Genomic DNA, 14,305 nt, shown 5'->3' with positions numbered 1-14,305 from the left:
CGTGACTCAAGACCCCCAAGTCACGGCTCGAGCCTTCCTCCTCCCTGGGCAACGAGCATTTTAGGGGCCGTCCTCCCCCAAAGGACGGCCCCCTTTTTTCGACACCACAACGCGATCGACCGTATCGTCGCTTCGGGACTTGCCTGCTCTAGGAGCTGAGGTGACGCATGAGCCAGGTGCGGACGCCCTGGAGGCTTCTGAAATCGTCCAGCGAGCGCGCCGGAAGTCCGGGCGCGATTTCCGCGGCCATGCCGCTCAGTGCATGTCCCGGCCCGAGTTCCAAAAACTCCGTCGCCTCCGCTTCGACACAGGCTTGCAGGCAATCGGCCCATTGCACGGTTTGCGAGATCTGTGCGGCAAGCTTGTCGAGACCGGTTTCGCGCGAGACGACCGGAGCGGAATCGATTCCGCTCAGAATGCGCGCAGCGGTCCGCGGCGGGAACGACACCGACGTCAGATTCAAGGTCTCGCGAAATTCCACAGATGCGCCAGCGAGCCGCCGGGTGTGGGAGGCAACCTCGACCGGCAAGGCAACGATCCTCGCGCCGTGCATCGCCCGCGCGTCTGCGGCGATCTGGTTCAACGCCTCCCGGCCACCGCCGATGACAAAGGCATCGCCCGGATTGACGATAGCGATCGCTGCACCGTGGCGCTCGCAAAGACGATCGGCCTGCTCTCGCAAAAGACCGCGGACGAAGATCAGCCCGTCGCCGGCGTGCGTCGCCGCATCCATGATCTCAGCCCGGCGCGCGACGAGGTCGAGCGTGGCGATCGCATCGAACAGGCCGCCGACGCCCCAGGCCGCGACCTCGCCGACACTGTAGCCGGCAATGATGACGCCATGTGGAATGGCATCGCCGAGCGCGGCCACTGCTGCCAGCGCTTGCAAGGTACACAGGATCTGGCCGGCTCGGTTGCGATGCAGGGCCTCATCGGGCTCCGCGCGGACGAAATCGCGCGGATCCTTGCCGCCCAGCAATGTCGCGGCGTGTGCAAACAGGTGCGCGGCTTCCGGCGCATCTCCGGTAAGGGCGAACATCTCCCGGTGCTGCCTGCCTTGTCCCGAGCAAAGGATCGCGAGTGTCATGGTCGCGGCCTAATGAGGAAAGAGCATTGCGATCGTAATCGCCAGGGTCACGATGCTGAATCCGGTGCTGGCGATGACCATGGAGCCGACCGCCGCGGAGTCCAGCCGGTAATTGACGGCAAACAAAATGCCGAAGAAGCCCGACGGCAACGCCGCGAGCAGAATTGCCGTCTTCGCAACATCTGGGGAGAGATGAAATCCGTAGACGATCGCAACAGCCAGCAGCGGGCGCAAGATGTCCGCGGCACCCGTCGCCGCAACGACCCGCCAATCGATCCGGAACGACTGGGCCGACAGCACCAGACCGGTCAGGAACAGCGCAACGCCTGCAGCCGCGTTCCCGATCAGGACGAGGCAGGCGTGGACCAGCGGATCGAGATTCAGATCGGACAGCGACAGCACGACCCCAAGCGCGGGCGCCCATACCACCGGCTTGACGAACGCACGCCCGATGGCCGTCAGAACCGGCGATGCCGGCGCATCGGCGCCGCGGGTCTTGGCGGCGCTCATCTCGGCGATCACCAGCGTCAGGGGGCTGACGAGCATCGAGCCGGTTGCCAGCGCGACGGCGACCGGGACGACGCCGGTCGGCCCGAGCACGGTCGACAGGATCGGCAGACCGACGCCGGCAAGATTTGGGAAACCGACCGTCAGAGCCTGCACCGATGCGTCGGACCTCGTCACCGCGAAGAATGTGCGCTCGAAACAGTACCAGCCGGCATAGATGACCAGTATCGTCACGCCGAACACCAGGAAGACCGGGGCCTGCTCGCTGATCCGGTCGCGCGGAGCCGATGCAGTCGCGGCGAACAGCGAGGCCGGCAGGGCGAAATCCATCACCAGCGCATTGAGACCTTCGACGTGGCCATTGTCGACGATGCGAAATCTGCCGGCGCCATATCCCAGCAGCAGGACGAAGAACACCGGCACCAGCGCCATCAGGATGATGTTCGACGTCATGAGCTCAGTCTCTCATGAGCGTCGACGAAGAGCGTCATGGCAAGCAGGTCGGCCGATCCACCCGGACTAAGACGGCGGGCGATAAAGCTGTCGTGAATCGACTGTGCCCGTGCGCGCCAGCCGGGCGCGCCGACACCGCCCGAAGCAACGAAGCGACGCGCTGCATCATGCGCAAAGCAAAGGCCATCGAGCCCGCCGCGATGCAGGAGATTGGTATCCTCGACGGATGCGATCAGGGCAAAGCACGCCTCGACCCGTGCGGCTTCCGTATCTTGCGGCACGACAGACCTTGCTCTCCGCAAAGCTGGCAAGCCGATTCTGTAAATACTCGGAAATCCCGTCGCAGCCTCGATACGCGCACCGCCGGCGCGAAAGCGGCGGCGGACCGCGCTGCCATGGCTGTGCAGCAGCACCGGACCGTCGAGGATGCTGTCGCCCCACAGGCGCGTCACGACATCACCGAGTGAAAGTTTTGGATCGACCACCCCGGCAGCTCTCGCGCCGGCCGCCGCACACAGCAGGCCAAGCCCGAAGATCGCGCCGCGGTGCGTGTTCACGCCCGCCGTCGCCGCGAACATGGCCCGCTCCGCCTCGAGGCCGATGATCCGCAGCCGGCCCATGCCGCAACCAAGCGCGCCCGCCTCGGCCAGGCGTTGCAGATAAGGCCTGATCGCCGCAGCGCTGCGGCGAAACGTGCCCGCGTCCATGTCGTCGTGACTGCCGTTGTCGACGTGGCTTACCAGCCCCGGCTTCGGCCAGGTTTCGAGCTCCTTGACGAGGCAATCCGAGGCAACAGCACCGATGGCGGAGACATCGGGCGCGACCTGCGCCCGGCGCAAGACCGACCGTTCCACGCCTCTTGCGGCCGTGGTGATCATGATGCCATCGCTCCCGAAATGAACTGACGCCTGCCGAGCAGCCCAACGCTGTCGATGCTCTTGACCAGAAGCTCGCTCGCGCCGCCGTGAAACTCGCGCCAGTTGACCGCAGCGCCGTCGGCATCCATCAGTTCGCCATCGAGCCGCATTGGCGCATCGGCCTCGATCGCGGCGACATCGGCGACGAAGCGATCGATGTCGGTCCCGGTTCGAAACTCGAACAGGACATCGAGATCGGAACCAGTGGTCACGTAGTCGAGCCCGGTCAGCGATTGCCAGGCCAGGCTGCCGAAGACGCGCGCGTCCACCGCATGGCGGCGCGCCAGCGCGTCGAGCCGGTCGAGTGTCGGCCACCAGTTGCGCGGCGCGTAGGCCCGTGCCTGCCGCAACAAGGGCGGCCGTGCGACGGAGGTGACGTGGTCGTTATCAACCAGGATGGAGATTCGCTTCTTGCCGGCCGAGGGCGGCAAGGGCAGGCCCAAAGCGAGGCCGTTTGCCTCGCCTGGCAAGGCGCGCCGCCTGATCGTCGGCCATCGCATTTTAGGCCAGCGCGCGACCAGCGCATCGGCCGCGAGATCGCCGCGTGCATCCAGCATCGTGCGCCAGCCTGCGGGGCTGACGAAGACGAGGTCGTGACGACCCGGCGGACGCTCAGCGTGCTTGCAGGGCGAGGTCACGAACACGCTCCGCGATTTCGGCGGCCTTGAGCCGGCCGCCACGTGCCTTGCCGAGCGCATCACGCCCGTCCCGCGCGGACGGCATGTCGGCCAGCAGCGCCTCCAGCTGATCGGCGAGCGGGGCGGCATGGATCCATGTCATGTGAACGGCGCCCATCTGCGCGAGATTGGACAGGCCCGGAGCGAACACCGGCGTCGATTTCGCCTTCTCCTCCAGCGCCTCCATCGACAGCTTGGTGACCTTCGCCATCGACGGCAGGTCCATCACCGCAGGGTCTGCGCCGGGCAGCCCGATCAGCACCCGGGTCGCAAGTCCCGTCGCAAGCAGTGCGCCGGCCGCCGAGTGACCGTAGAGAAGGCCGATGGTCGGGCGGCCGTTGATGTCCGCGTGGATCAACACCTTGGCCAGATGCGCGAGGAATTCGTTCAGCCCGAGCAGCTCATCGCGCTTGCTCATGCGCTGGCTGTCGCTGTCGACGAGCACCAGGATCGGCCCGCTGTCCCGGCCGATCGACCGGAGCACATGACCGGACAACCTGATCGCCTCGTCGACGCCCAGTGCGGTCCGGTCCGCGACACCGAGGACGAGCATGCTGTCGCCGGATCGCAGCGTCGCCGAACCGAGCAGAACGCCCTTGTCGTTCCTGACCTCATGTCCGTCGCGGAAGAGTGAAGTGAGAATGTCATCGAGCGTCACGGCTGGTCCTCCCGATCCTGTCGGCGAGCGCAATGAACTGGTCGGCCGGCAGCTCCGGAACCGTTTCAGCATGAGCGATGCCTTCCGCCGTCCAGATGTCGACGGCATCCTCGCAGGCGCCGTAGCGGCGCAACCGGTCGGCAAGCCGCTCCTGCTCGGCCTTCAGGCTGTCGAGACCGAAAGGTCCGACCAGCCCGAGCAGCGCCAGCGCGGCCTCGCGGAAATCCTGCACATTGTCATCGGCGAAGACGTCGGCGGCGCCGAGCAGGCGGCGATGCTTGCCGCCCATCGTGCGCCAGACCAGCGCGCGGTCGCGGGAGTCGAACTCCTCGACACCGCGATTGGTCTCGATGACTTCGGGACCTGAGACCGCGATGCGTCCGGGCTCCGAGACAGCGAGCGCCGAGCAGCAGCCTGCGATCAAGCCACCACCGCCGTAGCATCCGGACCGGCCGCCGATCAGGCCGATCACCTTCACGCCGGCGCTGCGCGCTTCCATCACGGCGCGCATGATCTCGGCGATGGCGAGCTCGCCGGCATTGGCTTCCTGCAACCGGACGCCGCCGGTGTCGAACAGGATCAGGACGGGGATCGAGCCGATCTGGCGTGCCGCGCGCAGCAGCCCGGTCAGCTTGGCGCCGTGCACCTCGCCGAAGGCGCCGCCCATGAAGCGGCCCTCCTGTGCGGCGACGAACACCGGCGAGCCGTCGAGGCGGCCGTGACCGACGACGATGCCGTCGTCGAACTGCTCGGGCAGATCGAATATCTTCAGATGCGGGCTGACCTCGCGCTGCTCCGGCCCGATGAATTCGACGAAGCTGCCGGCGTCGAGCAGCAGTTCCAGCCGCGTCCGGGCCGATGCCTCGTAGAAGCTGGTGCTACGGGCGCGCTCGGCCGGAGTGATGTCCTTGAGTGGCGCGGTCATTGGCCGTTCTCCGCGATCAATCGCACCGCCTGCGCCAGCCGCAGCGAGACCGTATCGGGGCGCGCGCCGCCGTCGTTGATCGAGAATCTCAGCCCGCCGGGCGAGTAGCGCTCGACGAAATCGCCGATCACGGCGGTCCACACCTCGCCGAAGCCAATGGCCGCGGTCTTGATGTCGATGGCGCATTCCGCGTCAGGCAGGACGCGCTCCACCAGGACTTCCAGATTGCCCGAGGCGACCACGCCGACGATTGCGCTCTGCCTGGTGCCGTCGGCCCGTGCGAGTACCCTGTGGTGAAACCTGAAATCTTCCATGGACCATCCTCACCAGTTTCTGAATTTCGACGGCGGCGCGTAGAGGCCGCCCGACCAGCGCACGAGATCCTTGATCGAGCGCGCCGCCAGCAGGCTGCGATCCGCATCGAGCGGATTGATGCCGAGATCCTCCGGGCTGCGGATCACCCCGCGCTCGCGCAGTCGCGCGACCATGCCGTGGTCCCGCCGACGGCCGACATCGGTGTAGCCCGCGACGCCGCGGATGGCCTGCTCGCGCTCCTGCGCGCTGCGGCAGAGCAGGAGGTTCGCCACGCCTTCCTCGGTGACGATGTGCGTGACGTCGTCGCCATAGATCATGATCGGAGCGAGCTCGAGATTCAGCTTCTCCGCGAGCTCGATGGCATCGAGCTTCTCGACGAACAGCGGCACGTTCTTGTCGCCGAAGGTCTCGCCGATCTGCACGACCAGCTTGCGACCGCGGCGCATCAGGGCCGTGCCGTCAGGGTCGGCCTCTGCTCCTGCCTTCAGCCAGGGCTCGCTCGGATGACGGCGCCCGCGGGCATCCGCGCCCATATTCGGCGCGCCGCCGAACCCGGCGATGCGGGACGTGGTGACCGTCGACGAATTGCCCTGCAGGTCGATCTGCAAGGTGGAGCCGATGAACATGTCGCAGGCATAGAGGCCGACGGTCTGGCAAAAGGCGCGATTGGAGCGCAGCGAGCCATCAGGGCCGGTGAAGTAAACGTCGGATCGGGCGCGGATGTAGTCATCCATGCCGACCTCCGACCCGAACGAGTGGATCTGCCGCACCCAGCCGGACTCGATCGCGGGAATCAGCGCCGGATGCGGGTTCAACGCGAAGTGGGTTGCGATGCTGCCCTTCAGTCCAAGCCGCTCGCCGAAGGTCGGCAGCAGCAGCTCGATCGCGGCCGTGCTGAAGCCGATGCCGTGATTGAGCCGCTGCACGCCATAGGGCGCATAGATGCCCTTGATCGCGAGCATCGCGGTCAGGATCTGTCCTTCGGTGATCGCGGCCGGATCGCGCGTGAACAGCGGCTCGACGAAGAACGGCTTGTCGGACTTGACGATGAAGTGGACGCGGTCCGCCGGGATGTCGACACGCGGCACGGTGTCGACGATCTCGTTGACCTGGGCGATCACGATGCCGTCCTTGAACGCCGTCGCTTCCACCACGGTCGGCGTGTCCTCGGTGTTGGGGCCGGTGTAGAGATTGCCTTCGCGGTCGGCGCTGACGGCCGCGATCAACGCGACCTGCGGCGTCAGATCGATGAAATAGCGGGCGAACAATTCGAGATAGGTGTGGACCGCGCCCAGCTCGATCTTGCCGCCGAACAGCATACGGGCGATACGCGCCGATTGCGGCCCGGAATAGGCATAGTCGAGGCGCTTGGCGACGCCGCGATCGAACAGGTCCAGATGTTCGGGAAGAACGACGCCCGATTGCACCATGTGCAGATCGTTGACCCTGGAGAGATCGACGGCGAGAAGCGCGCGGCTGAGCAGATCGGCCTGCTTCTGGTTGTCACCCTCGAGGCAAACCCGGTCGCCCGGCCTGATCACGGCCTCCAGCAGCCGCGTGGCATCGTGCGCCTCAACGACCTTGCCGCGCGCGAGCCCGGCGCCGGTCGCGATACGCGCATCGCGCGCGGCTCGGTTGTTCTGCCATGTCGTCATGACTGTCTTTCCTTCGCTGGGCGGGCATCGCCCCGGAGCGTCAGCGTTTCTCCGATCGCGCTCGTGAAGTTTCGGAGGCAGTCAGGTCGGCGGGAGTGCTGTCTCTCCCGCCGCCCTTCCTTCTGCCGGTCGTGCGTCAGGTCCGGCAAAAAGGGTTTCAGCGCGTGGCCGGCTGCTGGATGCTGCGCGCGGCGCGGGTGATGACGGCCGCCACCTCCTTCGGATGGGACTCGTAGACGGAGTGGCTGGCGCCCGGGATCACGGTGGTCTGGCTCTTGGCACGCTCGTAGTACCAGCGCTCGAGATCCGGATTGATGATCTGGTCGCCGCCGGCAACGATGCCCCAGCTCGGCTTGGTCTTCCACGCGGCCGCGGTCAGCGGCGTGCTGAACACCTGGGTCGCGGCCAGAACCTGGGAGCGCGCAACAAACTCGGCGCGCTCGCGCGGCAGGTCGGGCGCGAACAGTTTCGGGAATTGCACGGGATCGAGATAGGTGAACTTGTCGGGCGTGACCTTGATGACGCCTTCGGTCTTGCCGAGCACGCTCGGCGTCTTCTTGCCGAGCGCCGATTCGTCCTCGCCGACGTCGGGCGCATGAGCGGCGACGTAGACGAGGCCGACGACGTTGGGATGGACACCGGCTTCGGTGATGATCGAGCCGCCATAGCTGTGACCGACGAGGAGCGTCGGACCGTCCTGGAGATCGAGGATGCGCTTCGCCGCGGTGACGTCGTCGGCAAACGAGGTTTCGGGCTCCTGCACCATCGTCACGCGGAAGCCTTCCTTGGTCAGGATCTCGTAGACGGGCTTCCAGCCCGACGCATCGACCCAGGCGCCGTGCACCAGGACGATGTTCTTCAGGGGTTCCGCGCTCGCCGGGGTGACGGTCGCGAACAGGGAGAGGGCGGCAGCGAAGGCGAGGCCAGCGTTGAGGTGTTTCATGTCGGGATCACTCCGGGTTGCAATGATGCGACACTAGGTTCGACGCTCGCTTGCGTATTTCGGCAAACAACGGCCCTTGCCACTTCGCACGCCGGCAAGTCCGCCGCGGCTCCGATCCAGCTCACGTCCGGTTTCCCTGATGGCACGACCTCATGCGCATCAGAGCGGCTGACGTTCGTAAGCGAAAGACGGCTCGTACCGGTTCTGTCATCCGCGACAGACGTTCAATCACCGACAGGAGAGGATCGACAATGACATCGAATTCACTCATCCGGATTACAGCTGCCATTATAATCCTCCTGGAAGCGGCATCCCCGGTTCATGCAGCGTCCTGCAAGGCTTCGATCGGACGTGTCCAGGCGCAGCTGGACGCGGCCATCGAGAAGAATGCCGGCGCACATGGCTGGGGCCCGGAAAGCCTCAATGCGCTGCGCAGTCATCAGCCCACGCCACGATCGCTGGCGCAGGCGGAAGGCCCGAGCGGCGCGCATCTTCTCCTGGCGCTCGATGCGCTCGATCGCGCGCGTGCCGCGGAGCGCTCCAGCGACATCGCCAGGTGCCGCCGGGAGCTGTCCGAAGCAACGCTGCTGCTTCAGAAGCAGTCACAATGAGGGGGATGCGTCCCGATCGTGCGGCCAGACAGCGGGACGTGCTTTCAGGGAATACCCGGTCGCCGGCCGCTCCCTATCGTCCCGCGCAATTGAAAGACTCCGGAGCAGCCCATGCGAGAACAGCTCTCATCGAACAGGTTCGGATGCCGCCGGTTCACATCGATGCATCTGGCCGTTGCGCTCGCAACCAGCCTGATATGGCTGATCCCGGCTGCGGCAAATGCGCAAATGACGCTGCCGACGACGCCGCCCTCCGTCGGCATGCCCGCAACCTCGCCGCTCAACCTCGGCGCGACGCGGCCTGAAGGCATTCCGCTGGGCTCGACCGAAATCGCGACGCCCGGCGTATCCCCGATCAATCCTTTGCAGGGCATGACCAACTGCGCGGTATCGGGCAATGCCGGATCGTCAGGAGCCCCGTTCGACGGCGGCGGGCTCTCCGGAAGCTCGTCGCTCGCGTGCCAGAGCGGCACGACGACGTCGTCGGCCCTGCCTCCCCAGACATCGACGATCGGACGCGTCGGGATTCCGCTCGGGTCCACCGAGCTCGGCGGCGCCGGGATCAGTCCGTCCGTGCCGGTGCCCGGTCCGATGTCCCTGAGCGGCACGACGTCAAGCACCGGCTCCGGCAATCCCTGAGATCAACAAGGACCATCACTGTGAAGCGAAATCTCACCCTTGCGCTCGTCGCTCTCGCCGCGATCCTGGTCGGCGGAAGCCTCTGGTTCTTCGGCAGCGACCGGAAGCCGGCCGTCGCGGCCGCGCCGGTGCCCGTCGTCGTGCCGGTGGTCGCCGCCACCGTCACGGGGAAGGACGTTCCGATCTATCTGCGCGGCATCGGCACGGTGATCGCCTACAACACCGACGTCGTGCGCAGCCAGATTCAGGGGCAGATCGTCAAGATCGCCTTCACCGAAGGACAGATCGTCAAGACCGGCGACCTGCTCGCCCAGATCGATCCGCGCCCTTACGAAGCACAGATCGAGCAACTGACCGCCAATCGCGACAGGGATCAGGCGCAGCTCGCGAATGCCGAGGCCAATCTCTCCCGCTACAATCAGCTTGGCGACAAGGGCTATGCGACCCCGCAACTGATCGAGACGCAGACGGCGCAGGTGGCGCAGCTCAAGGCCGCCGTGAAGGCGGACCAGGCCCAGATCGACGAGGCCAACGTCCAGCTCAGCTACACGCGCCTGACATCGGCGATTCCCGGCATCACCGGCGTGCGCCAGATCGACGTCGGCAACGTGATCCATCCGACCGACCCCAACGGTCTCGTCGTCGTCACCCAGATCGAGCCGATCTCGCTGCTGTTCACCTTGCCGCAGACCGACCTGCCGGTGATCCAGGAACACGCCGCAAAGGGGCCGCTGAAAGTCATCGCCTACAGCCAGGACAACAAGATGAAGCTCGACGAGGGCACGCTTCTGCTGGTCAACAACGAGATCGCAGGAACGACCGGCACCGTCCAGCTCAAGGCAGTGTTCCCAAATCATGAGCACCGGCTGTGGCCGGGCCAGCTGGTGAACGCGCGCCTGCTGCTTGAAGTTCAGAAGAACGCGCTCACTGTCGCCGGCTCGGCCGTGCAGCAGGGGCCGAACGGCAGCTATGTCTATGTCGTGACCGACGGCCAGACGGCAGCCTTGCGTCCCGTGCACGTCGCGCAGATCAGCGATGGGCAGGCTCTGATCGACCAGGGCCTGAAATCGGGCGACGTCGTCGTGGTCGACGGCCAGTACCGGCTGACGGAAGGCAGCCGCGTCCGCGAGCTGCATGGCAAGGCCGCGCGCGAAGCTGACCTGCAGAGCTCCGTGCAGGACGCGCTTCCATGAACCTCTCGGCGCCCTTCATCCTGCGACCGATTGCAACCGCGCTGCTGATGGCCGGCCTGCTGCTGCTCGGCCTTGCGGCCTATCCGCTGCTGCCGGTCGGAGCGCTGCCGAACGTCAATTACCCGACAATCCAGATCTCGGCGCAATTGCCCGGCGCCGATCCCGGCACCATCGCCTCGTCCCTCGCAACGCCGCTCGAGCAGCAGCTCAGCCAGATCCCGGGCATCACGCAGCTGACCTCGTCCAGCGCGCTCGGCGTCGCCCAGCTCACGGTGCAGTTCGAGCTGTCGCGCACGGTGGACAGCGCGGCGGTGGACGTGCTGGCCGCGATCAATGCTGCGAGCCCCTTTCTGCCGCCGAACATCCCCTACCCGCCGACGATCAGGAAGGTGAATCCGGCGGAGACGCCGATCATGCTGATCGCGCTGACATCGGACTCGCTGCCGCTGACTACGGTGGACGCCTATGCCGAAAACATCCTGCTGCCGAAGATCTCGCAGGTGCCCGGCGTGGGCCTGGTCGGCATCGGCGGCCAGCAGAAGCCCGCGATCCGTGTTCGCGTCAATCCGCAGGCGCTCGCCGCCCGCGGCATCGGCCTCGAAGACGTCCGCAGCGTCATCGCCGGCGCCAATGTCGACCTGCCGAAGGGCACGCTCAACAGCCCGCGTGTCACCTACACGCTGAACACCAACGACCAGCTGCTGAAGCCTTCCGCTTACGAAGACCTCATCATCGCCTATCGCAACGGCTCGCCGGTGCGGATCCGCGACATCGGCACGGCGATCGAGGCGCCCGAAAACGACCTCCTGGCCGGCTGGTACGGCAAGGATCCCGCCATCATCCTCGCCGTGCAGCGCGTTCCCGGTGCCAACGTCATCGAGACCGTCGATCGCATCAAGACGCTGCTGCCGCAGCTGCAGGCCTCCGTTCCGCCGGCGATCAAGGTGACGATCGCGGCCGACCGCACCGCCACCATCCGCGCCGCGGTCTCCGACGTGCAGTTCACGTTGCTGCTGACGGTCGCCCTGGTGGTGATGGTCATCTTCCTGTTCCTGCGGAATTTCTGGGCCACCGTCATCCCGGCGATCACGGTTCCGCTGGCGCTGATCGGGACGTTCGCGGTCCTCTACGTGCTCGGCTACAGTCTCGACAACCTCTCGCTGATGGCCTTGTCGATCGCGGTCGGCTTCGTGGTGGACGATGCCGTCGTGGTCATCGAGAACATCGTGCGTCATCTCGAGCAGGGCATGACGCCGATGGAAGCCGCGCTCAAGGGCTCCGCCGAGATCGGCTTCACGATCGTCTCCATCACGCTGTCGCTGATCGCGGTGTTCATCCCGCTGTTCCTGATGGGCGGCTACGTCGGCAAGCTGTTCCAGGAATTCGCCGTCACGATCACCGCCTCGCTGCTGCTCTCGCTGGTCATCTCGCTCACCCTGACGCCAATGATGTGCGCGCGCCTGCTGAAGGACGAATCGCGAAGAAAGCACGGCCGGATCTATCTGCTGTTCGAACGCGGCTTCGATGCGCTGCTCGCGCTCTACGCGCGAGGCCTGCGCGTCGTGCTGCGCCATCGCTTCGTGACGCTGCTCGTGATGCTCTCCACCATCGCGCTGACCGGCTATCTCTACGTGATCATTCCGAAGGGCTTCTTCCCGCAGCAGGACACCGGACAGATCGTCGGCATCACCGAAGCCGCCCAGGACATCTCCTTCCCCGCGATGTCCGAGCGCCAGCAGGCGATCGTCAACATCCTCTTGAAGGATCCGGCAATTCAATCGGTGGCAAGCTATATCGGCCCCGGCGGCCCGACGGCAACGCTCAACCAGGGGCGGATCTTCATCGTCCTGAAACCGAAGCCCGAACGCCGGGCCAGTGCGGACCAGATCATCAACCGCCTGGGCCCCCAGCTGGCCCACATCCAGGGCATCAGACTTTACATGCAGGCCGCGCAGGACATCACCATCGGCGCACGGCTGTCGAAGACGCAGTATCAGTACACCCTGACGGATGCCGATTCCAATGAGCTCACCCATTGGTCGGCGATCTTCCTGGAAAAGCTCCGCGCCCTCGACGTCATCACCGACGTCGCGAGCGATCAGGCCAATGCCGGTCCGCGGCTGGAGGTCACCGTCGATCGCGAGGTCGCCTCCAGCTTCGGCATCCTGCCGACGACGATCGACAACGCGCTCGACGATGCCTTTGGCCAGCGCATCGTCTCGACCATGTTCACCTCGCTGAACCAGTACCATGTCGTGATGGAGGTCGATCCGCGCTTCCAGTACGGGCCCGAAGCGCTCAAGGACATCTACCTGAACTCGGCCACCGGCCAGCAGGTCCCGCTCAGCACACTGGTTCACAGCGTCATCAAACCCGCGCCGATCCTGATCAATCACCAGAGCCTGTTTCCCTCGGTGACGATCTCGTTCAACCTGCGGCCCGGCGTCGCGCTGGGCGATGCGGTGACGGCGATCCAGAAGATCGAGAAGGACACCGGCAAGCCCGCCTCGCTGTCGACCTCGTTCCAGGGCAACGCCCAGGCCTTCCAATCTTCGCTGTCGGGCACGCCGCTCTTGATCGGCGCCGCGCTGATCGTGATCTACATCATCCTCGGCGTGCTCTATGAGAGCCTGATCCACCCCATTACGATCCTGTCGACGCTGCCTTCGGCCGGCATCGGCGCGCTATTGCTGCTGCTCGCGGTCCACATGGATCTCAGCGTCATCGCGATCATCGGCATCATCCTCTTGATCGGCATCGTCAAGAAGAACGGCATCATGCTGGTCGACTTCGCCCTCGAGGTGGAGCGCCAGCACGGGCTCAGCCCGGAAGAGGCGATCTACCAGGCCTGCACGCTTCGCTTCCGCCCGATCCTGATGACGACGATGGCGGCGCTGCTCGGCGGCGTGCCGCTGATGATCGGCTCCGGCACCGGCGCGGAGTTGCGCCAGCCACTCGGCTATACCATCGTCGGCGGCCTGATGCTGTCGCAGATCCTGACGCTCTACACCACGCCCGTCGTCTATCTCTATCTCGACCGGCTCGGCAACTGGCTCACCGGGCGCAAGCCGCGGGCCGGGACATCCACCCCATCCAAGACCGAGGCAGAGACAGGATTGAGCCATGAATCTGCTTGAGAAGGTGAAGACTGGCATGGCGGGCGAAAAGCTGGTGACCGTCACAAGCGGGATGACGGTCGGCCATGTGGTGCCGGGCATGCCTGAAGTCTACGGTACGCCGATGATGATCCTGCACATGGAAATGGCTGCCGGATTGGCGGTTCAGCCGTTCCTGCCTGCAGGCCATGTCAGCGTCGGGATGATGGTCAATATCCGCCATCTGGCGGCAACGCCGGTCGGCCGTACAGTGCGGGCGACGGCACGGGTCATCGCGATCGAAGCCAGAAGCGTCCTGTTCGAGGTCGAGGCCTGGGGACGGCGACCGCAAGATCGGCGATGGCACCCACCGGCGCGGCGTCGTCAATGTCGCCGAGTTCGAGAAACGGTTCGGCGTCACGAGGCCAGCCGCTGAGATGGCCTGAGATCGCGGGCAGCAGGCCCGATCGCGGCTTCGTGCGTTTTGACAAGGCGCGTGCAGAAACGCAAAAGACGGTTCTTCGGCGGCGCGCTAGACCCCTCGTATGACGCTCGAACGCCGGGATGGCTCCACCCCTGTACAGCCCCAGCGATGGTGGCGCCGTGTGCTGCCGATCCAGACAATACAGG

Annotated in this window: 13 protein-coding genes and 1 pseudogene; 5 read left to right on the top strand and 9 right to left on the bottom strand. The window is 65.7% G+C overall.

Annotated features, from left to right (window positions below; all coding sequences use genetic code 11):
• Positions 1-148: 148 nt before the first annotated feature.
• The 9 genes from ACVJ19_RS16755 to ACVJ19_RS16715 all read right to left on the bottom strand — a co-directional run bounded on the left by ACVJ19_RS16755 (position 149) and on the right by ACVJ19_RS16715 (position 8,137).
• The gene (locus ACVJ19_RS16755; RefSeq protein ID WP_453950154.1) at positions 149-1,087 is read right to left on the bottom strand and encodes an acyltransferase domain-containing protein; all 939 of its coding nucleotides are present in this window, start codon (positions 1,085-1,087) and stop codon (positions 149-151) included.
• 9 nt (positions 1,088-1,096) lie between these two features.
• Entirely contained in the window at positions 1,097-2,047 is a 951-nt protein-coding gene (locus ACVJ19_RS16750) for an AEC family transporter (RefSeq protein WP_453950153.1), read from the bottom strand.
• A complete protein-coding gene (gene mdcB / locus ACVJ19_RS16745; protein ID WP_453950152.1) occupies positions 2,044-2,925 on the bottom strand; it encodes a triphosphoribosyl-dephospho-CoA synthase MdcB in 882 nt (293 codons plus the stop codon). Before mdcB ends, ACVJ19_RS16750 begins: the two co-directional genes overlap by 4 nt.
• Positions 2,922-3,602 (bottom strand): malonate decarboxylase holo-[acyl-carrier-protein] synthase, encoded by a 681-nt coding sequence (gene mdcG / locus ACVJ19_RS16740; RefSeq protein WP_453950151.1) that lies wholly within the window; start codon positions 3,600-3,602, stop codon positions 2,922-2,924. Before mdcG ends, mdcB begins: the two co-directional genes overlap by 4 nt.
• Entirely contained in the window at positions 3,577-4,299 is a 723-nt protein-coding gene (mdcE, locus tag ACVJ19_RS16735; RefSeq protein WP_453950150.1) for a biotin-independent malonate decarboxylase subunit gamma, read from the bottom strand. Before mdcE ends, mdcG begins: the two co-directional genes overlap by 26 nt.
• Positions 4,286-5,224: a biotin-independent malonate decarboxylase subunit beta gene (locus tag ACVJ19_RS16730; protein ID WP_453950149.1), complete on the bottom strand. Its 939-nt coding sequence runs from the start codon at positions 5,222-5,224 to the stop codon at positions 4,286-4,288. The genes mdcE and ACVJ19_RS16730 overlap by 14 nt, the downstream gene beginning before the upstream one ends.
• A complete protein-coding gene (gene mdcC / locus ACVJ19_RS16725; protein ID WP_453950148.1) occupies positions 5,221-5,538 on the bottom strand; it encodes a malonate decarboxylase acyl carrier protein in 318 nt (105 codons plus the stop codon). Before mdcC ends, ACVJ19_RS16730 begins: the two co-directional genes overlap by 4 nt.
• A gap of 9 nt (positions 5,539-5,547) precedes the next feature.
• The gene (mdcA, locus tag ACVJ19_RS16720; RefSeq protein WP_453950147.1) at positions 5,548-7,194 is read right to left on the bottom strand and encodes a malonate decarboxylase subunit alpha; all 1,647 of its coding nucleotides are present in this window, start codon (positions 7,192-7,194) and stop codon (positions 5,548-5,550) included.
• Between the two features lie 157 nt (positions 7,195-7,351).
• Positions 7,352-8,137 carry an alpha/beta hydrolase gene (locus ACVJ19_RS16715; protein ID WP_453950146.1) on the bottom strand — a complete coding sequence of 262 codons (786 nt, stop codon included), beginning with the start codon at positions 8,135-8,137 and terminating at the stop codon, positions 7,352-7,354.
• A 251-nt stretch (positions 8,138-8,388) separates the two neighbouring features.
• Between ACVJ19_RS16715 and ACVJ19_RS16710 the strand changes: the two genes are divergently transcribed.
• From ACVJ19_RS16710 to ACVJ19_RS16690, 5 genes and pseudogenes are all read left to right on the top strand, one after another.
• Positions 8,389-8,748, top strand: coding sequence for a hypothetical protein (locus tag ACVJ19_RS16710; protein ID WP_453950145.1), 360 nt, complete (start codon positions 8,389-8,391; stop codon positions 8,746-8,748).
• Between the two features lie 162 nt (positions 8,749-8,910).
• Positions 8,911-9,387 carry a hypothetical protein gene (locus tag ACVJ19_RS16705; RefSeq protein WP_453950144.1) on the top strand — a complete coding sequence of 159 codons (477 nt, stop codon included), beginning with the start codon at positions 8,911-8,913 and terminating at the stop codon, positions 9,385-9,387.
• A 20-nt stretch (positions 9,388-9,407) separates the two neighbouring features.
• Complete coding sequence (locus ACVJ19_RS16700) at positions 9,408-10,580, top strand: efflux RND transporter periplasmic adaptor subunit (protein ID WP_453950143.1); 1,173 nt, start codon at positions 9,408-9,410, stop codon at positions 10,578-10,580.
• Positions 10,577-13,717 (top strand): efflux RND transporter permease subunit, encoded by a 3,141-nt coding sequence (locus tag ACVJ19_RS16695; protein WP_453950142.1) that lies wholly within the window; start codon positions 10,577-10,579, stop codon positions 13,715-13,717. The genes ACVJ19_RS16700 and ACVJ19_RS16695 overlap by 4 nt, the downstream gene beginning before the upstream one ends.
• A pseudogene (locus ACVJ19_RS16690) lies at positions 13,704-14,121 on the top strand (thioesterase family protein). Before ACVJ19_RS16695 ends, ACVJ19_RS16690 begins: the two are co-directional and overlap by 14 nt.
• The last annotated feature ends 184 nt before the right edge of the window (positions 14,122-14,305 follow it).

The sequence above is a fragment of the Bradyrhizobium sp. USDA 376 genome, assembly GCF_054063675.1.
This window is presented reverse-complemented; position numbering and strand designations above follow the sequence as displayed.

Coding starts and splice junctions, on each gene's coding strand:
- ACVJ19_RS16710 (WP_453950145.1), top strand. CDS start 8,389: ATGACATCGAATTCACTCATCCGGATTACAGCTGCCATTATAATCCTC.
- ACVJ19_RS16750 (WP_453950153.1), bottom strand. CDS start 2,047: ATGACGTCGAACATCATCCTGATGGCGCTGGTGCCGGTGTTCTTCGTC.
- ACVJ19_RS16695 (WP_453950142.1), top strand. CDS start 10,577: ATGAACCTCTCGGCGCCCTTCATCCTGCGACCGATTGCAACCGCGCTG.
- ACVJ19_RS16715 (WP_453950146.1), bottom strand. CDS start 8,137: ATGAAACACCTCAACGCTGGCCTCGCCTTCGCTGCCGCCCTCTCCCTG.
- mdcB (WP_453950152.1), bottom strand. CDS start 2,925: ATGATCACCACGGCCGCAAGAGGCGTGGAACGGTCGGTCTTGCGCCGG.
- mdcA (WP_453950147.1), bottom strand. CDS start 7,194: ATGACGACATGGCAGAACAACCGAGCCGCGCGCGATGCGCGTATCGCG.
- mdcC (WP_453950148.1), bottom strand. CDS start 5,538: ATGGAAGATTTCAGGTTTCACCACAGGGTACTCGCACGGGCCGACGGC.
- ACVJ19_RS16705 (WP_453950144.1), top strand. CDS start 8,911: ATGCATCTGGCCGTTGCGCTCGCAACCAGCCTGATATGGCTGATCCCG.
- ACVJ19_RS16755 (WP_453950154.1), bottom strand. CDS start 1,087: ATGACACTCGCGATCCTTTGCTCGGGACAAGGCAGGCAGCACCGGGAG.
- ACVJ19_RS16730 (WP_453950149.1), bottom strand. CDS start 5,224: ATGACCGCGCCACTCAAGGACATCACTCCGGCCGAGCGCGCCCGTAGC.